This is a genomic window from Micromonospora profundi, assembly GCF_011927785.1.
Classification (GTDB): Bacteria; Actinomycetota; Actinomycetes; order Mycobacteriales; family Micromonosporaceae; genus Micromonospora; species Micromonospora profundi.
Map to the genome: position 1 here is coordinate 4997656 of NZ_JAATJK010000001.1, position 18655 is coordinate 5016310.

At 70.1% G+C, this 18655-nt stretch carries 17 protein-coding genes; 4 read left to right on the forward strand and 13 right to left on the reverse strand.

Annotated elements, in window-relative coordinates:
• Positions 1-256: 256 nt before the first annotated feature.
• The 6 genes from F4558_RS21950 to F4558_RS21975 form a co-directional block, all read right to left on the reverse strand.
• Entirely contained in the window at positions 257-1465 is a 1209-nt protein-coding gene (locus tag F4558_RS21950) for a saccharopine dehydrogenase family protein (protein WP_167945848.1), read from the reverse strand.
• Positions 1465-2904, reverse strand: coding sequence for an NAD(P)/FAD-dependent oxidoreductase (locus tag F4558_RS21955; protein ID WP_167945850.1), 1440 nt, complete (start codon positions 2902-2904; stop codon positions 1465-1467). The genes F4558_RS21950 and F4558_RS21955 overlap by 1 nt, the downstream gene beginning before the upstream one ends.
• Positions 2905-2941: 37 nt before the next feature.
• Complete coding sequence (locus tag F4558_RS21960; RefSeq protein WP_231640147.1) at positions 2942-3778, reverse strand: ABC transporter permease; 837 nt, start codon at positions 3776-3778, stop codon at positions 2942-2944.
• 117 nt (positions 3779-3895) lie between these two features.
• Positions 3896-4804, reverse strand: coding sequence for an ABC transporter permease (locus F4558_RS21965; RefSeq protein ID WP_053658613.1), 909 nt, complete (start codon positions 4802-4804; stop codon positions 3896-3898).
• On the reverse strand, positions 4801-5952 hold the full coding sequence (locus tag F4558_RS21970; protein WP_053658612.1) for an ABC transporter ATP-binding protein: 1152 nt from the start codon (positions 5950-5952) through the stop codon (positions 4801-4803). The genes F4558_RS21965 and F4558_RS21970 overlap by 4 nt, the downstream gene beginning before the upstream one ends.
• Before the next feature lie 5 nt (positions 5953-5957).
• Positions 5958-7142 carry a polyamine ABC transporter substrate-binding protein gene (locus F4558_RS21975; RefSeq protein WP_167945851.1) on the reverse strand — a complete coding sequence of 395 codons (1185 nt, stop codon included), beginning with the start codon at positions 7140-7142 and terminating at the stop codon, positions 5958-5960.
• A 162-nt stretch (positions 7143-7304) separates the two neighbouring features.
• Here F4558_RS21975 and F4558_RS21980 point away from each other — a divergent pair, with 162 nt between their 5' ends.
• The 3 genes from F4558_RS21980 to F4558_RS21990 all read left to right on the forward strand — a co-directional run bounded on the left by F4558_RS21980 (position 7305) and on the right by F4558_RS21990 (position 10743).
• The gene (locus tag F4558_RS21980) at positions 7305-7817 is read left to right on the forward strand and encodes an Lrp/AsnC family transcriptional regulator (RefSeq protein ID WP_053658609.1); all 513 of its coding nucleotides are present in this window, start codon (positions 7305-7307) and stop codon (positions 7815-7817) included.
• Between the two features lie 188 nt (positions 7818-8005).
• Entirely contained in the window at positions 8006-9352 is a 1347-nt protein-coding gene (locus F4558_RS21985) for an aspartate aminotransferase family protein (protein WP_053658607.1), read from the forward strand.
• A complete protein-coding gene (locus F4558_RS21990; protein WP_167945853.1) occupies positions 9337-10743 on the forward strand; it encodes an NAD(P)/FAD-dependent oxidoreductase in 1407 nt (468 codons plus the stop codon). The genes F4558_RS21985 and F4558_RS21990 overlap by 16 nt, the downstream gene beginning before the upstream one ends.
• Before the next feature lie 22 nt (positions 10744-10765).
• Here F4558_RS21990 and F4558_RS21995 read toward each other — a convergent pair whose 3' ends face one another.
• Positions 10766-11131, reverse strand: coding sequence for a DUF3499 domain-containing protein (locus F4558_RS21995; RefSeq protein ID WP_053658603.1), 366 nt, complete (start codon positions 11129-11131; stop codon positions 10766-10768).
• 153 nt (positions 11132-11284) lie between these two features.
• Here F4558_RS21995 and F4558_RS22000 point away from each other — a divergent pair, with 153 nt between their 5' ends.
• Positions 11285-11734, forward strand: a complete 450-nt coding sequence (locus F4558_RS22000; protein WP_007455785.1) for a metallopeptidase family protein — start codon at positions 11285-11287, stop codon at positions 11732-11734.
• Positions 11735-11806: 72 nt separating this feature from the next.
• Here the strand turns inward: F4558_RS22000 and F4558_RS22005 are convergent, their stop codons facing one another.
• The 6 genes from F4558_RS22005 to F4558_RS22030 all read right to left on the reverse strand — a co-directional run bounded on the left by F4558_RS22005 (position 11807) and on the right by F4558_RS22030 (position 18604).
• Positions 11807-12064 carry a WhiB family transcriptional regulator gene (locus F4558_RS22005; protein WP_007455784.1) on the reverse strand — a complete coding sequence of 86 codons (258 nt, stop codon included), beginning with the start codon at positions 12062-12064 and terminating at the stop codon, positions 11807-11809.
• Between the two features lie 469 nt (positions 12065-12533).
• Positions 12534-12863, reverse strand: coding sequence for a phospholipase (locus tag F4558_RS22010; protein ID WP_167945855.1), 330 nt, complete (start codon positions 12861-12863; stop codon positions 12534-12536).
• A 20-nt stretch (positions 12864-12883) separates the two neighbouring features.
• Positions 12884-14278, reverse strand: a complete 1395-nt coding sequence (locus F4558_RS22015; protein ID WP_053658599.1) for a DUF4331 domain-containing protein — start codon at positions 14276-14278, stop codon at positions 12884-12886.
• A gap of 55 nt (positions 14279-14333) precedes the next feature.
• A complete protein-coding gene (locus F4558_RS22020; RefSeq protein ID WP_053658597.1) occupies positions 14334-14612 on the reverse strand; it encodes a hypothetical protein in 279 nt (92 codons plus the stop codon).
• Between the two features lie 161 nt (positions 14613-14773).
• Complete coding sequence (locus F4558_RS22025; RefSeq protein ID WP_167945857.1) at positions 14774-17317, reverse strand: bifunctional FO biosynthesis protein CofGH; 2544 nt, start codon at positions 17315-17317, stop codon at positions 14774-14776.
• A gap of 147 nt (positions 17318-17464) precedes the next feature.
• The gene (locus tag F4558_RS22030) at positions 17465-18604 is read right to left on the reverse strand and encodes a hypothetical protein (protein WP_167945859.1); all 1140 of its coding nucleotides are present in this window, start codon (positions 18602-18604) and stop codon (positions 17465-17467) included.
• Between the last annotated feature and the right edge of the window lie 51 nt (positions 18605-18655).

An 18655-nucleotide genomic window follows, 5' to 3' on the forward strand; every position in this document is an offset into this window, starting at 1 on the left:
GTTCATCGGCCACCGCCAGTGCAACGCATCGTTGACGGTCAGCGCCGAACGCGGCATCCCAGGCAGCCCCACGGGCAGGGCTTGAAGCCGAACGGGCAACCCTTATATGCAGGAAGGATACAAATCATCATGTATCAAGCGAACCTACGGCGGATCCGCCGAGGTCGCCCGGGAGCTGCCGACGACGTGTCGGGTTAGCGTCACTGCGGCGCTCAGCGGGGTTCAGGAGGGTTCGGCAATGGGCCGTGCGGACCGCTCATGGATTCCGCTCCTCCAGCCCCCACGGCGAGCCGTACGCCGTAAGCAGGTCCAGGAACGGCACTGGCGGTAGCGCCTCCGGGCCGAGCACCCCGACTCCCGACCAGACGCCGCCGGCTAGCAGTTCCAGCGCTACGACCGGGTTGACCGCCGTCTGCCACACCACTGCCTGGTGGCCGTACTCCCGCATCGACCACTCGTTGTCGACGACGTGGTAGAGGTAGACCTCCCGGGGCAACCCGTCCGGGCCGAGGCCGCGCACCCAGGTGCCGGCGCAGGTCTTGCCGCGCATCCGGCCGCCGAGAGTTGCCGGGTCGGGCAGGCTGGCGGCCACCACGTCGCGCGGGGACACGTCGACGCCGCGTACCCGCACGGGCGTGGTCGCGTCCAGGCCGAGCTTGTGCAGCGTCTTGAGCACCTCGATGAACTCGTCGCCGAGGCCGTACTTGAAGGTGACCCTCCGGGCGTCGACCCAGCGCGGGATGAGCAGCACCTCCTCGTGTTCCACGTTCACGCACTCGACCGGCCCGATGCCCTCGGGGAAGTCGAAGACCTCGGGCTCGGAGAACGGCGACGTGGTGTACCAGCCCCGGCCCTTCTCCCAGACCACTGGCGGGTTGAGGCACTCCTCGATCGTGGTCCAGATGGAGAAGGAGGGCGCGAAGTCGTAGCCGTCGACGGTCAGGTTCGCGCCGTCGCGGACGCCGATCTCGTCGATCTCACTGAACAGTTCGTCGGCGGCATAGCGGGCGAACACGTCGGACAGGCCCGGTTCGACACCGATGCCGCACAGCGCCAACCGGCCTGCTTCGGCCCAGCGGTCCGCGACGGCGAACTGTTCGTCGCCGAGCTTCACACCGGTCTCGGAGTACGGAAGCGCGGGGTGCGGGTGCGACAACGACATCGCCATGTCCAGGTAGTCGGCCCCGGCCGCGAACGCGCCGTCGAAGATCGGCATGACGAAGCGCGGGTCGACGGCGTTGAGCACGTGGGTGATCCGGTGCTCCCGGCAGAGCGCCGCTACCGCGTCGGCCGAGGAGGCGTCCAACCGGGCGGCGACGAAACGGTCACCGTGCCCGCTGATCGCACGGTCGGCCCGGTCCCGGTCGTAGTCGGCGACCACAATCGTCTCGAAGAAACCGCGGCGGGCGGCGATGGCTACGGCTGCGGACCCGACGCCACCGGCACCGACGAGCAGGATACGCATCAGGAATCGAACCCCAAACCAAGACGATCGAGGGTACGCAGCCACAGGTCGCGTCGGCCCTCGCGCGCGTCGGCGCGGGCCATCGACCGGCGGGTGAGGTTGATGCCGATCGCACGGACGGGCTCCGGTGGGAACGGCAACGGCTTGCGGCGTACCAGGTCGAGTCGGGTCAGCGGGGTGTTCCCGCCGTCGAGCAGGTCGAGCATCACGCGGGCGGAGAAGCGGGTGGCGCCGACGCCGAGCCCGGTGTAGCCGGCCGCGTACGCCAGTCGACCGTCGAAGGCGGTGCCGTAGAACGGGCAGAACCGGGTGCAGGTGTCGATGACGCCGCCCCAGCGGTGGCTGAAGCGCACGTCGGCGAGCTGCGGGAACGTGGTGAAGAAATGCTCGGCGAGTGTGGTGAAGGTGGCCGGACGCTGCTCCAGCTCGGGGGCGACCCGGTTGCCGTAGTGGTAGACCGCGTCGTAGCCGCCGAAGAGGATCCGCCCGTCGGTGGTGATCCGGTAGTAGTGGAACTGGTTGCCGGTGTCGGCCAGCCCCTGCCTGTTGCGCCAGCCGACCGCGTCCCGCTGGGCCGGCGTGAGCGGCTCGGTCATCAGCACGTGGTCGTAGACCGGCACCACGTACGCGCGCAGCCGGCGCAGCAGCGGCGGAAACGCGTTGGTGGCCAGGACGACCCGCCGCGCCCGCACCGAGCCGCGACGGCCGCCGGGTGCGGGATCGCCGGCGTCGGCGCCGAGGGTGGCCGCGCGCAGCGCAGCGCCGTCGGCGCGCAGCCCGGTGACCCGGGTGTGCTCGTGCACCCGCACGCCGAGGTCGAGGCAGGCGCGGCGCAGACCCCAGGCCAGCTTCGCCGGGTCCACCATCGCCACCCGGTCGGCGTCGAACATCCCACCCAGGTACGTCGGTGAGTCGACCTCGGCGCGCACCTCGTCCCGGTCGAGCAGCCGTACCCGGTGCCCGTACCGGCGGGCCAGTTCCGCGTCGGCGGCCAGCCCGTCGAGTTGGTACGGCTCGACGGCGACGGCAAGCTCGCCGGTGCGTTCGAAGTCGCAGTCGATGTCGTGGTCGGCGACGGTGGCGGCGATGGCGTCCAGGTTCTCCCGGCCGAGTCGTTCCAGTTCGCCGACCTCGTCGGGGAACCGCTCGACACCGTTGGCGAGCCCGTGGGTGAGCGACGCGGCGCAGAACCCGCCGTTGCGCCCGGACGCCGCCCAGCCGCAGGTGCCGGCGTCGACAAGCAGCACGTCGCGATCGGGGTCCGCCTGCTTGGCCAGCAGCGCTGCCCAGAGCCCGCCGTACCCGCCGCCGATCACGAGCAGGTCGGCGGTCTGCGGGCCGACGAGTGGCGGTAGTGGGTCGGGGCGGTCGGGGCGGTCCAGCCAGTACGGCACGGGAGCCGCGTCGGCGAGCGCCCTGCCGACACGCGGGAGAGTCATGACCGCAGACCTGTCGGACGAACCGCAGCCGCGGCGCTCATGACGACCGGCGCACGTGCGACGCCGTAACGGCAAGCAGGTTGGCGCGGCGGGCCCGTCGCCCCCGCAGCGAGCTGAGCCCGACCAGCAGCAGGGCGATCGCGAACATCGCGGTGCCGATGACGTTCACCTGCGGTGGGATGCCCCGCTGGGCGGCACCCCAGACGTACATCGGGAACGTGACAGTGGTGCCGGCGTTGAAGTTCGTGATGATGAAGTCGTCGAAGCTCAACGAGAAGGCCAGCAACGCGGCGGCCACGATGCCGGGCAGCACCAGCGGCAGGGTGATCCGCCGGAACGTCTGCCACTCGCTTGCGTACAGGTCCATGGCGGCTTCCTCCAGCCGCCGGTCCATCCCGGCCAGCCGCGCCTTCACCGTCACCACGACGAACGACACGCAGAACATGACGTGCGCGATGACGATTGTCCAGAACCCCTGCGGTACGCCCGCCGAGACGAACAGCGCCAGCAGCGACGTACCCATCACCAGCTCCGGGGTTGCCATCGGCAGGAAGATCAGCACATTGACGCCGGACCTGCCCCGGAAACGGTGCCGGACGAGCGCGAACGCCATCAGGGTGCCCAGCACTGTGGCGACCACAGTGGCGATGAAGCCGATCTGCACGCTGCGGACCACCGCATCGCACATGTCGGAGGTGGCGCACGGCTGACGCCAGTTGTCCAGCGTGAACTCGTTGAAGTCGTACGACAGGCGACTCGACGGGCGGTTGAACGACAGCCCCGCCACCACGAGGATCGGCAGCGCCAGATAGCCGAGCACCAGCAACGCGACGATCATCACCCAACGGTCAGCCAGCCAGCGGGAAACCCTCACCAGAGCCCCCTTTCATTCGCGACTGCGGGGCTCCGCTGCGCTGCACTCCTCGCGCTCATCACAGCCCCCTCTCATTCGCGACTGCGGGGCTCCGCTGCGCTGCACTCCTCGCGCTCATCACAGCACCTCCTCCGTGCCGGCCCTGCGCAGATACCCGAAGACCACAGCGAGGATCGCCGCCATCAGCAGGAACGACAGCGCGGCCCCCTGCGGATAGTCCAGCCGCACCAGGAACGCCGAGTCGATGACGTTCCCGATCATGTACTCGTTGGGGGTGCCGAGCAGTTCGGCATTGATGTAGTCGCCGCTGGCCGGAATGAAGAACAGCAACGTGCCGGCGACAAGGCCGGGCATGGACAGCGGCAGCGTCACCCTACGGAACGCCTGCACCGGGCTCGCGTACAGGTCACTTGCCGCCTCCAGCAGCCGCTGGTCCAGCCGCTCCAGGCTCGCGTACAGCGGCAGCACCAGAAACGGCAGGAAGTTGTACGTCAGCCCGAGCACCACAGCGAACGGAGTGGCAAGCAATCGACCGTCCGGACCGAGCAGGTGTACGTCCCGCAGCAGGCCGACAAGCGCACCGTTGTCCGACAGGATCGTCTTCCAGGCGAGCGTGCGGACGAGGAAACTGGTGAACATCGGCGCGACCACGCACACCAGGAGCAGGTTCTTCCACCGGCCGGCCTTCTGCGCGATGGCGTACGCCAGCGGGTAGCCCATCAGCAGCGCCAGCACCAGGGCCAGGCCGGCGTAGCCGAACGAGCGCAGAAACTGCGGCCAGTACGCCTGCACCACGTCCGGGTAGTTGCCGAACGCCCACGTCATCGCGTACCCGGTGGACAGCGATCCGTTGGGGTCGTACAGGCTCGCGGCGGCGAGTTGCAGCAGCGGCACGCCGAAGAACACCAGCAGCCAGGCCGCGCCGGGCAGCAGCAACAGGTACGGCAGCAGCCGGTACCGCCCGGGCCGGGGTGCCGGTGGTGGGTCCGGTGCCTTCCCCGATCTGGTGGGCGCCAGGAGGGTCATGACGAGGCGCCGACCGGCTCGTCGAGAACCGGCGTGGTCCGGTCGGTGTCGGTGGCGTCGCGGGGCAGCAGGAAGGCGTGCCGCGGATCCCAGTACGCCACCGCTTCGCTGCCGACCGCCACTTGAGTCGAGGTTCCGCTGTTTGCCGCGAAGACCGACAGTTCGGTGCCCCAGCCGGTGCGCAGCAGGTACTGCGTGCTGACTCCCACGTAGGAGGCATCGGTGACGACCCCTGTGACGTGCTGATGGCCGGCGGGCACCTGGTCGGCGGAGCCGACCAGATGGAGCTTCTCCGGGCGTACCCCCAGGTGGACCGGACCCCGGTCGGCCCGGACCCGGCCGGCGGGCACGGAGAAACGCGCGCCGTGCGCCGTCACCGCGACCTCGCCGCCGCCTGTGCCGGCGGCCTCGGCGGCGAGCAGGTTGGACTGGCCGAGGAAGTTCGCCACGAACGCGGTGGCCGGGAACTCGTAGATGTCGGCCGGGGCGCCGAGCTGTTCGATACGGCCGGCGTTCATCACCGCCACGGTGTCGGCCATCGTCATGGCCTCTTCCTGGTCGTGCGTCACGTGCACGAAGGTGATGCCCACCTCGGTCTGGATCCGCTTCAGCTCGATCTGCATCTGCCGGCGCAGCTTCAGGTCGAGTGCGCCCAGCGGCTCGTCGAGGAGCAGCACCTGCGGCTGGTTGATCAGCGCACGGGCCAGTGCGACCCGCTGCTGCTGGCCGCCGGAGAGCTGGGCCGGGCGGCGACCGCCGAAGCCGTCGAGCTGCACCAGCGACAGCATCCGCAGAACCTCGTCGTTGACCGAGCGGATGCCGCGCCGTCGCAGCCCGAAGGCCACGTTCTCGAAGATGCTGAGGTGTGGAAAGAGCGCGTAGCTCTGGAACACGGTGTTGACGGGCCGCTTGTACGGCCGCAGCCGGGCGATGTCCCGGTCGCCGAGCAGCACCTGACCACTCGTCGGCTCCTCCAGCCCGGCGATCATCCGCAGGGTGGTGGTCTTGCCGCAGCCGGACGCGCCGAGCAGCGCGAAGAACGACCCCTGCTCGATGCTGAGGCTGAGATCGTCGACGGCGGTGAAGATGCCGAACCGCTTGGTGAGGTTGGCAAGGCGCAGGTCGCCCGCCGGTGTCTCGCGCGCCATCCCCGTCACGCCCCGATGACCTGCTGGAACTTGCCTTCGTACTCTTTCTCCTGCTTCTCGTCCAGGGTCATGAACACCTTGGACTTCGACAGCAGCGCCTGGTCCGGGAAGATCAGCGGGTTGGCGGCGAGCTCGGGGTCGATCTTCTCCATCTCGGCCTGGGCGCCCTTGACCGGGCAGATGTAGTTGACGTACGCGGCGAGCTTCGCGGCGACGGCCGGCTCGTAGTAGTAGTTGATCAGGGCCTCGGCGTTGCCCTTGTGGGCGGCCTTGTTGGGGACCATCATGTTGTCGCTGAACAGCATCGCGCCGGAGTCGGGGGCGACGAACTGCACCTTGGGGTTGTCACCGGCGAGCTGGATGACGTCGCCGGACCAGCCGATGCACGCCGCGATGTCGCCCTTGGCCAGGTCGGGTGCGTAGTCGTTGCCGGTGAACTTGCGGATCTGTCCGGAGTCGACGGCCTTCTTGAGCTTTGTGAGCGCGTCGTCGAACTGGGCGCTCGTGAAGTTCGACGGATCGTGGCCGTTGGCACCGAGCAGCAGGCCCATCGTGTCGCGCATCTCGCTGAGCGCCGTCACCTTGCCCTTGAGGTCGGGCCGGGTCAGCAACTCGTCGACGGTACGCAGCTCCTTTGTGACGCTGCCGTTGTACGCCAACCCGGCGAGGCCGGACTGCCACGGGATCGAGATCCGGTTCTCGGTGTCGAAGGAGCGGCTGACAAGCGACGGCAACAGATTCGCCTGGACGTTCGGGATCTTCGCCGGGTCGAGCTTCTGGATCCAGCCGAGCCGGATCATCCGCGCCGCCATCCAGTCGGTCAGGACGATGATGTCCCGGTCGGTGCTCTGACATGCGGCGAGCTGATTCTGGACCTTGCCGAAGAACTCGTTGTTGTCGTTGATGTCCTCGGTGTAGGTGACCTGGATTCCGCTTTTCGCGATGAACTCGTCGAGGCTGGGCCTCTTGGACTCGTCGGCTTCGTCGACGTCCATGTACTGCGGCCAGTTGGAGAAGGCAAGCTTCTTCTCGGTGCCGGACAGGTCCTCGCTGACGCAGCCGGCCTCGGTCTGCTGCGCACCCTTGGTGCCGCAGCCTGCGAGGCTGCCGCCCGCGGCCAGCAGAGCGGCGGAACCGAGAGTGCCGGTGAGCAGTCCACGCCGGGAGAGGGGCCGAAAGGGGGTACGCATGACGACTCCTAGGGGGGTCAGTGCCATGGACGACTGATCCTGGCATGAGGAAACCTCCCTTACAAGGGATTCCGTTGCGGGAATAGCGATGCACGACGAAATACGCCAGACTGCGCGGTGATACACGCGCGACATCACGATTCGGGACATGGGGAGCGGACGATGACGAACCGGCAGCACGAAAACGGCAGCGGCGGCCGACGCGTCGCTGTGCGTGACGGCGCCAATCACGCTCTGCTTGACGATGTGGCCAAGCAGATCATCGAACAGCTCCAGGAGGACGGCCGTCGGCCGTACGCCACGATCGGCAAGGCGGTAGGGCTCTCGGAGGCGGCGGTCCGCCAGCGGGTTCAGCGGCTTCTCGACTCCGGCGTCATGCAGATCGTCGCCGTGACCGACCCTCTCCAACTGGGCTTCCCCCGCCAGGCCATGATCGGCCTGCGTACCGACGGCGACCTGGAGTCCGTCGCCGACCGGCTCGCCGAACTCGACGAGGTCGACTACGTGGTCATCACCGCCGGCTCGTTCGACCTGCTCACCGAGGTGGTCTGCCGCAACGACGACCACCTCCTGGAGATCCTGCAACGGCTACGCGCCGTGCCCGGCGTGGTGTCCACCGAGGCGTTCGTCTACCTCAAGCTCCGCAAGCAGACCTACACCTGGGGTACTGCCTGACGGCCGTGCGGGACCTCCGACCGCAGTGCGGATTCCGTTGCCGCGCGGATTATCGTTCGCTGAATCCGTCGCCAAGCACCTGTCACGCTACTGATACCACTTGCCCTTGACCCTTGGGCTGTGCGATAACCGTGGTCAGAGCGGCCGGTCTCACCCCGTCGACCGGCCCGACGACCGATGGGGCTGACATGGCCAACGCCACTGACCACCTCTGGATGCACTTCACCAGGATGGCGAGCTACTCCGCCGGTGAGGTGCCGACAATCGTGCGAGGCGAGGGCGCGTACGTGTGGGACGCGCAGGGCCGCCGCTACCTGGACGGGCTCGCCGGGCTCTTCGTCGTCAACGCCGGCCACGGTCGCACCGAACTGGCCGAGGCCGCCGCCAAGCAGGCGGGCGAGCTGGCCTACTTCCCACTCTGGTCGTACGCCCACCCGAAGGCCGTCGAGCTGGCCGAGAAGATCGCCTCGCTCACCCCCGGCGACCTGAACCGGGTCTTCTTCACCACCGGCGGTTCGGAGGCGGTGGAGGCGGCGTGGAAGCTGGCCCGTGCCTACTTCAAGCGCACCGGCCGGCCCAACAAGTACAAGGTGGTAAGCCGCTACATCGCGTACCACGGCACCTCGATGGGCGCCCTGTCGATCACCGGCCTGCCCGGCATCAAGAGCGACTTCGAGCCGCTGGTGCCCGGCGGGATCAAGGTGCCGAACACCAACTTCTACCGGGCGCCCGAGCACGGCGACGACCCCGAGGCGTTCGGCCGCTGGGCCGCCGACGAGATCGGCCGGGCCATCGAGCGGGAAGGACCGGACACTGTCGCAGCAGTCTTCCTGGAGCCGGTGCAGAACTCCGGTGGCTGCTTCCCACCGCCCCCCGGCTACTTCGATCGGGTCCGGGAGATCTGCGACGCGTACGACGTGCTTCTCGTCTCCGACGAGGTGATCTGCTCCTGGGGTCGGCTGGGCGAATACTTCGGCGCGGTGCGCTACGGCTTCCAGCCGGACATCATCACCACCGCCAAGGGCATCACCTCCGGGTACGCCCCGCTCGGCGCGATGATCGCCAGCGACCGGTTGATGGAGCCGTTCCTCACCGAGACCGGCATGTTCGCCCACGGGGTGACGTTCGGCGGCCACCCGGTCTCCTGCGCGGTGGCCCTGGCCAACCTGGAGGTGTTCGCCCGCGAGGACCTCATCGGCCACGTACGGGCCAACGAGGGTGCTTTCCGAGCCACCCTGGAAAAGCTGTACGACCTGCCGATCGTCGGCGACGTCCGGGGCGACGGCTACTTCTACGGCATCGAACTGGTCAAGGACCGGACCACCAGGGAGACCTTCGACGAGGCCGAGTCGGAGCGACTGCTGCGGGGCTTCCTGTCCACAGCGCTGTTCCAGGCGGGCCTCTACTGCCGGGCCGACGACAGAGGTGACCCCGTCATCCAGCTCGCGCCGCCGCTGATCGCCGACCAGCGGCACTTCGACGAGATCGAGCAGATCCTGCGCGCGGTGCTCACCGAGGCATGGACGCGGCTCTGAACGGCGACCCCGCCGACGCTTACCGGGGCCTGTCGTACTGGCTGTCCACGTTGGACGAGCCGCTGGCCCCACGGCCCGCGCTACCAGGTGACGCCGACGCCGACGTGGTGATCGTGGGCGCCGGCTACACCGGGCTGTGGACGGCGTACCACCTGGCCCGCGCGGACCCTGCTCTGCGGGTCACGGTGCTGGAAAAGGAGATCGCAGGGTACGGCGCGTCCGGCCGCAACGGCGGCTGGTGCTCCGCGCTGTTCCCCACGTCGCTGACCGGGCTGGCCCGTCGACACGGCCGGGACGCCGCCGTCGCCATGCAGCGGGCGCTGCACGGGACGGTGCGCGAGGTCGGCCAGGTGGTCACGGCGGAGGGCATCGACTGCGACTGGGCCGACGGGGGCACTGTCACACTGGCCCGCACCGGTCCGCAGCTCGCCCGGGCGCGGGCCGCCGTGGGCGAGGCCCGCGCGTTCGGCTTCGGCCCCGAGCACCTGAGGGTCCTCGACGCCGAGGAGGCCGCCGCCCGTTGCGCCGCCGAGGGGGTACGCGGTGGGACGTACACCCCGCACTGCGCGGCCGTGCACCCGGCGAAGCTGGTCCGGGGTCTCGCCCGCGCTGTGGAGCGACTCGGGGTGACCATCCACGAGGGCACCCCTGTCGTCGCCATCCGGGCCGGCTCGGCGGTGACGGCGTCCGGAACGGTGCGGGCGCCGGTGGTGGTCCGGGCCACCGAGGCGTACACGTCCACGTTGCCCGGTCAGCGGCGCACCGTGGCGCCCGTGTACTCGCTGATGGTGGCCACCGAACCGCTTACGGACGAGACGTGGGCACGGATCGGGCTGGCCCGGCGGGAGACGTTCACCGACCTCGGGCACATGATCATCTACGGCCAGCGCACCGCCGGCGGGCGGCTGGCCTTCGGCGGACGCGGTGCGCCGTACCACTTCGGGTCCCGGGTCCGACAGGGCTACGACCGCGAGCCCCGGGTCTTCGCCGCGCTGCGACGTACCCTCGGGAGACTCTTCCCGGTGCTCGGCCCGGACGTGCCGGTGACACACACCTGGGGTGGCCCGCTGGGCGTGGCCCGGGACTGGGCCGCCTCGGTCGGTTTCGACAGGGCCAGCGGGCTGGCCTGGGCGGGCGGCTACGTCGGGGACGGGGTGGGCTCCAGCAACCTCGCCGGCCGCACGCTTGCCGACCTGATCCGTGGCCAGCGCACCGAGCTGACCACCCTGCCCTGGGTGAACCACCGCTCGCCCCGCTGGGAGCCGGAGCCACTGCGTTGGCTGGCCGTGAACGCCGGCCTACGGGTCATGACGGGCGCGGACGCGGCCGAATCCCGCACCGGCCGACCGTCGCGCCGGGCCGCCGCGTTCTCCCGACTCCTGGGCCACTGACCGGCCCGGGCCGCGAACCCGATCAGTGGTTGGGCGGGATCACCCGGAGGTGGCCTCGGCGGCCGGTCTGGTGGGGGTTCTCGTGGTGCTGGTCGGGCTCCGGGGGGCGGGGGGCCGGGCGGGCGGCCTCACGGACCGCCTCGGCCAGCGCGACCAGGTCGTCGGTGGTGGGCGGGGGCGGCTCGAACTCTCCCTCGTGCCGGACCACGTCCCAGCCTCGCGGCGCGGTCAGGCTGCGGGCGTGCGGCTCGCACAGGTCGTACGTGTGCGGCTCAGCGAAAGCCGCCAACGGGCCCACCACCGCTGTCGACTCGTTGTAGACATAGGTCAATGTGGCGACCGCTTGCCGGGGGCAGCCGTTACGGGAGCAGCGCCGTGGTGACCTCACGGCGGCAGGGTATCCCCATTACCGGGTCCGGCGCATCGCTTCGCGTTGCGACACGCCCGTCGTGGTGATCACAATTCAGGGCGCCGCGCCGCGCCGCGCCACGGGAGCGGCGCTGCCGCTGACCGGCCCCGGGCGGGGGCTACCCTTTGCCTCATGACGAGCCCGGAACACCGCCGCCCCGGCCCCGGCCGGCGTGCGCACCGCGACCGGCACGGGCGTGGCCTGCGCGGGCGCCTGGTGCCGGCGACGGTCCCGTTGGCCCGCACCAAGGCCGAGGTCTTCGACGACCTGGTCCTGGACACCGTCGAGACGTTGGAGCGGCGGTTCGCCAAGGAGCTGGCCGGCGTCGAGTTCGCGGTCGAGGACGTCCCGCCGGATCTGAACGTCTACGACTCCGACGTGCTGGAGGACGGCGAGGTGCCGCTGGCCCGGCTGTTGCCGGGCCGCCCCGGTCGCCAGGAGGTGCCACCGCGGATCGTGTTGTACCGGCGTCCGCTGGAGTTCCGGGCGATGGACCGCGAGGACCTCGCGGACCTCGTCCATGACGTGATCATCGAACAGGTCGCCAACCTGCTCGGTGTCGACCCCGACGAGTTGGCCTGAGCAGCCCAGGCCGGGGTGACCTGCCGTACGGCGGCTGAGTCGGGCGGCCCCCACCGCCCCGACCCGCACCGCTCAAGCGGCTCGCCGCTTCAACTTGCGCCGCTCCCGCTCCGATAGCCCACCCCAGATGCCGAAACGCTCGTCGTGACCCAGAGCGTATTCGAGGCATTCGGTCTTGACCTCGCAGCGCGAGCAGATCCGCTTCGCCTCCCGGGTCGAGCCGCCCTTCTCGGGAAAGAACGCTTCGGGGTCGGTCTGCGAGCACAGGGCCCGCTCCTGCCACTCCGGCGCGTTTCCGAGCAGGTCGGCCACCTCTAGCTGGCCGTCCATCAAATGCCTCCTTGTCGCGCACCGGCGTCATCGCCGCTGCAACCCCCCACGCGAAAGGCGTGCTTGTCCGTCCGGTCCGGTTTTGTTGCGTTCCGTGCGAACAACCCCATTCAAATTACACGCGTGTAATGCGTGCGCCGTCAAGCCAAACTTGATAATGGAGTCGCCCTCCCGACACCCCCGGCCGGCCACCAGGACCGTCCGGCCTCGCAACCTGCCCTATCGATTCAGACCCCGGCCGAGTAACGCCCTCTCCGGCGAGTTGCCCGACTTTTCTGCCGTGGCGCACCCCCGACGAAGGACTGTCACCGCGACATCGACCATGGCCACCGGCCCCTCTCCACGAAGCTGATCTTGGTGGGGGACAGGTTAACGCGGCACGGCGCAGACTGCCCGTCAAGCCGTCGACAGCGCTCACGCCCCGTCCACGATGTGGACGGGGCGTGAGCGTAAAAGCGGTGAGGTACGGTCAGCCGACGGGCCTGAAACCGCTGCTGGGCCAGACAAACTCGCCTATCCCTCCACCGTGGACAGAAACGGTGCCGACGGAGGTGTCACCGTCCCACCAGACGGTATAAATCCCGGAGGGCAGATCGGGATAGACCGCACTGTGGAACGACCCGTCGCGCACCCGACGTTCCCGCACCGCCGAGTGGACCCGCCGTTCACCGTCCCGGCTGATCTCAATCTCCCGGCCGTGCAGATCCCGGCCGGTGTAGACGATCAGGGCACCGGTGTCGCCGCCCAGATCGAGGACGACACTCCCGGTCTCCGAGGGCCCGTACGCGTGCTCGTGCATCCGCCGCTCCCCCGCGCCGGTCAGGCCGACGCCGGCGGGTTGTTGAACCCGTCGTACGGCGTACCCAGGTAGGGGAAGTTCGCGAGGAACGGCGCTGTCACGTCGGCCGCGCTCAACCCGGGCGTCACCGCCACGGCCGCCGGATCCGGACGGAACGTCTTGTCGACAAGCGGAACAGTGACACCGGCGATCGCCCGCAACGCGATGCTGACCACGTCGTCGCCGACCCGGCGCCCGTTCGGATAGCCGGCCAGGTCACCGCCGAGCACCCCGAACCGGTCCGGACGTCGCGTGGGCGGGATCGCCGTGTTGAGTCGCAGCATGTCGGCCCGCACGTCGCCTGTGGCGTTGGTGAACCCGTCGATCAGGCCCGCCGGCACACCGGTGAGCAGGATCGCCACCAGGTCCGCCCGAGCCTTCTTGGCCTTGGTGAGCTTGTCCAGGTTGGGAAAGACGTCCGGATAGAGCGCCGGCAACAGCGCGGCCAGCTCCGGCTGCTCGACGAACTGCGCGAACCGCTTGTCCTCCGAAGGAGGCAGCGTGTTCCACAGGTCCTTCTTGGACATCGGCACGATGACCTCGTTGAACAGCGGATTGCCAAGCCGCGAGACCTGCGTGAACGGGCCGGTCGAGGTGTCCGCGGCCACCCGGTCGCCGAGCACCCGGACCTGCCGGCGCGACGCCGAGGTCCACACCCCGATCACCGAGGCCGCGTCGGCAGCGCCGTACCGGTTGGCCCGCCGCCGCACCTGCTTCAGCGGCACCTGCACGGCGATGCTGTGCACGTTCATCCGGTCGGTGGCGTTTACCGGCTCCCCCGCCGCCTTGAAGATCTTCTTGCCCGCCACGTGCAGCTGCTGGAACGGCCGCAACGTGCCGAGGTCGAAGATCGCTCCCAGGTCGACGAAGAAGCCGTCCGCACGCTGGCCGGCGAACACCCGCTCCCCCGTGGACAGCGTGTAGGTAGCCTGCCGGACCAGGTCGGCGTACTTCGGGGTGGACAGCGGGCCGACATTGCACGGCGGGCAGGGCAACTTGTGCGCGAGCCGGTGCTCCCGGCCGTCGACAACCCGGGTCAGGCTGTAGAACTGCCGCCGGTTCCAGTTCTTGCTGTCCAGGGAGTCGATCGGACCGGTGTTGTAGAGAAAACTGTTCGGATTGGTGATCTCGGTGGTGAATTCGAACCGGTAGGTGACGTCCGGACGACCGTCACCGTCGTTGTCGATATGGATCTCGTACCGCACGTCGTCGCCGAACTCGAAGAAATTCGGCCCTCCCGACGGGAGCTGCAACGGCACGTAGTTGGCAATCAGCGTGACCGTGTCAGGTTTGTCGGGGCTGACGAACGCGTAAAGGTCGGAGCTGTCGGCGACCGGATCCTTGGCTATTTCCGGAGCCTCGCGGTGGGAAGACATGGCGGACCAACCTCACTGGGCGGAAAGCAGGGGTGGGAGGGCGGAAGGTCGAGGTTCAGCGCCGGGCGGCGCGGCGCAGCCGGTCCGCCAGGCCGCGGTCGCGCACCTCGATCCGGGTTTCACCGACGAAGACGTCCATCGTTCCGGAGGCGGCGTCACGCAGGTGCACGACGATCGGCTCGTCGGCCCGGCCAGCCCCACCTGGCGCGTTCTGCGCCGCCGACAGACCCGGCACGGTGAGCGCGGCCGCGCCGAGGGTGGCGCTGGCCGCGGCGGTCAACGTCTGCCTGCGGGTCAGTCGCGGCCACTGCCGCTTCCGCTGATCACTGGTCATGGGCAACCTTTCCGGCTGCGGCGCGAACGCGCCCGCGGGGGACGGACGGGTCCGGTGCCGCCGACCGACGCCGCCGGGCCCTGGGGGACACCGGCGGCGGTCCTCGCCGCGACCGCCACCGGCATCGCTTGGTACGGCCGGCGGCGGGAAAAGGTTCGACCTCAGGGGCGAAGGTGACCGTACGCTGTCGTACGCTTGCGCGCCGGTCGCCCGGCCGCCGTGGCGATGGCCCGCAACTGCTCCTCGGTACGCGCCGAGCCGTTGTCGGAGCCGGCCATCCGGGAGATGGTCTCCTCCATCAACGTGCCGCCCAGGTCGTTGCAGCCGCCCTGGAGCATTGCCACGGTGCCCTCGTCGCCGAGCTTCACCCAGGAGCACTGGATGTTGTCGATCCGACCGTGCAGCAGGAGCCGGGACATCGCGTGCACGACCCGGTTCTCCCGCCACGTCGGCCCGGGACGGGCGATGCCGGCCAGGTAGATCGGGGCGTTCGTGTGCACGAACGGCAGCGCCACGAACTCGGTGAACCCGCCGGTGCGGTCCTGCACCCCGGCCAGCACCCGGAAGTGCGCCAGCCACTGCCCGGGATGGTCGACGTGGCCGTACATCATCGTGGAGCTGGACCGGATGCCCAGCTCGTGTGCGGTGCTCACCACGTCGACCCAGGCGGCGGCCGGGAGTTTGCCCTTTGTCAACACCCAGCGCACGTCGTCGTCGAGGATCTCCGCCGCGGTGCCCGGAATGGTGTCCAGGCCCGCCTCGCGTAGTTGGGTCAGCCACTCGCGGACCGGCACTCCGGCCTTGGCAGCGGCCGTGACGATCTCCATGGGCGAGAACGCGTGCACGTGCATGCCCGGCACCCGCGCCTTCACCGCCCGCACGATGTCGGCGTAACCCGTGACCGGCATCTTCGGGTCGATGCCGCCCTGGAGGCAGACCTCGCTGGCGCCGGCCGCCCACGCCTCCTCTGCCCGGTCGGCGACCTGCTCGACGGAGAGCCGGTAGGCGTCGGCGTCACGCTCCCGCTGAGCGAAGGCGCAGAACCGGCAGCCGACGTAGCAGACGTTGCTGAAGTTGATGTTGCGGTTGACCACGTAGGTGACGTCGTCGCCGACCACGTCACGGCGCACGTCGTCGGCGAGCCGGCACACCTCGTCCAGCGCCGACCCGTCCGCGCCGAACAACGCGAGCGCCGCGTCGGTGTGCCGGGGATCGAGAAGCGCCGCCGGGTCGTCCGCCGCCAGCCGCAGCCCGGCCGCCAGGTCCCGGTCCACACCGCCACCGGGCAGAGCCGTGGGTACGCCCACACGCCTCGCCGTCGCCTCCGGGGTGACCTTGCCGGCCACCTCGGCCCAGTCGCCGTAGACGCTGTCGAAGTCGCCCCGACGGTCCTCGGTCCGGCCGGTGGTGTCGATTGTGGTGTGCAGGTCGGTACGCCCGCCGAACACCTCCTCCGGCTCCTGCCAGGCGCGGCCCTGCGGGATGGCCGACTCGACCGCCAGACCCGACGTCGGGTCGGCCAGGGCGCCGACGTGCGGCAGCAGCCGTGGGTCCAGCCACGGATCGCCGGCGCGGACGTACTCCGGATAGATGGTCAGCCGCTCCCGCAGCGTGAACCCGGCCAGCTCGGTGTGCCGGGCCAACTCCTCGATCTGCGGCCAGGGACGCTCCGGGTTGACGTGGTCCGGGGTGAGCGGAGACACACCACCCCAGTCGTCGATGCCGGCCCGCAGCAGCAGGGCGTACTCCCCCGCGATCAGGTTCGGCGGTGCCTGGATCCGGGCCTTCGGACCGAGCAGAAGCCGGGCCACCGCCACCGTTGCGGCCAGGTCGTGCAGCTCCGCGTCGGGCATGCCCCGCATCGCCGTGTCCGGCTTGGCGCGGAAGTTCTGCACGATCACCTCCTGGAGGTGGCCGTACTCCCGGTGCGCGCGGCGGATCGCGAACAGCGCGTCCACCCGCTCGGCCGCTGTCTCGCCGATGCCGATGAGGATGCCGGTGGTGAACGGCACACCGACACGACCCGCGTCGTCGAGCACCCGCAGCCGGACCGCCGGCTCCTTGTCCGGCGAGCCGTAGTGCGGGCCACCCGGCTCGGACCAGAGCCGGGTCGCCGTGGTCTCCAACATCATGCCCATGCTGGGCGCGACCGGCTTGAGCCGTTGCAGCTCCGACCAGGACAGCACCCCCGGGTTGAGGTGCGGCAGCAGGCCGGTCTCCTCAAGCACCGCCACCGCGCACGCGCGCAGGTAGTCGAGGGTGGAGTCGTAGCCGCGCTCGTCCAGCCAGCTCCGCGCCGCCGGCCAACGCTCCTCCGGCCGGTCGCCGAGGGTGAACAGGGCCTCCTTGCAGCCCAGTGCCGCGCCCTCCCGGGCGATGGCCAGCACCTCGTCGCGGTCCAGGAACGGCGCCGGCAGGCGGTGCGGCACGGTGGCGAACGTGCAGTAGTGACAACGGTCCCGGCAGAGCCGGGTCAGCGGGATGAAGACCTTCTTCGAGTACGTGACCACACCCGGCCGGCCGGCCTCGCGCAGCCCGGCATCGCGGATCCCGCCGGCGGTGCGAAGCAGCTCGTCAAGCGCGTCACCACGGGCCGACAGCAGCGCTGTCGCCTCATCGACGTCAAGCGACCGCCCGGTCGCGGCCCGGCCCAGGGCCCGCCGGACGCTCGCCTCGCTCGGACCGGAGTGGGTGCGATCAACCATCCGCCCAGCCTAGGCGCTGCATTCCGCCGTACCCGGTCCCGCCCCCACCGACCCCATCCCGTTGATCATGAAGTTGTCGCCCTCGATCTCGACACGTCAGGGCGACAACTTCATGATCGACCGGGTGGGACCGGCGGTGGGCGTGGCTCAGCGGGGTTGGGTGGGGTGGTCGCCCGGGTTGAGGTGCTGGGTGCGGTCGGTGTCCCCGTCTGCAGGGCGCGAGATCGCCTCGGTCGGGTCGGCGGACTCGCGCGGGATCGCCTGGGTCGGGTCGGCGGACTGGCGCGGGATCGCCTGGGTCGGGTCGGCCGACGGCGGCTGCCCGAACGGCGGCGCGGGAGGCGCCGACTGCGGGGCCGGCGGCGCGGACTGCGGGGCGGCGTTCACCGGCGGCGCGGACTGCGGTGCGGTCGGGAACGGCGGCCCGGACTGCGGGAACGGCGGAGCCGACTGGGGGGCCGGCGGCGCCGACTGCGGGGCCGACTGGAAGGACGGCGCGGACTGGCCGTACTGGCCCGGGAACTGCGCCTGCGGCTGGCCGCCCTGCTGACCCGGCTGACCGCCCTGCGGCCAACCCTCCTGCTGCTGACCGCCAGGCTGCCCCGGCCAACCGCCCTGCTGCTGACCGCCCTGCTGCTGACCCTGGGCCGGCCAGCCATCCTGCTGCTGACCACCAGGCTGGCCCGGAGCCGGCCAACCACCCTGGGGCTGACCGCCCTGCTGACCCTGGGCCGGCCAGCCGCCCTGCTGCTGCGGCCAGCCCTGCTGCGGCTGGCCGTAGACGCCCGGCTGGGACTTCGGCTTGGGCACGTAGAAGAGCTTGCGCCAGACGGTGAAGACCACCCAGGCGGCGACACCGAAGATGACCAGCCAGGCGAACCGGCTCAACACGCCGAGCAGCGCGTCGAGGATCTCCGTTTCGGCGAGCCGACCCACCGTCCAGATCAGCAGGGTGAGGGTGCCGAACAGCACGCTGAGTGCGTACTCGATCAGGGCCACCTGCGTGATCAGCTTCGCCTTCGGCACGATCGGCGAGATGTGGGTGGCCAGCAGCACCGCCAGCAGCGGCAGGACCACGGCCTCCACACCGATGAACGTGAAGAAGGCACCGCCCGCACGGTCGGTGATGTCGACATAGTCGTTCGGGGTGAAGAGCCGGATCAGACCCACGAAGAGGAACACGGCGTTGGCGCCGAGCAACGCGAGCGCACCCAGCTCGCGTAGTGGCTTGGTCTGCTGGCGGGCCTGGGCCGCGTCGGTGGACGCGGGCTCGGCAGGGCTGGTCACGAACTCCCCCTCGGGGCGTAATCGGACAGGGCGCACGTGAGCCTAGTCTCC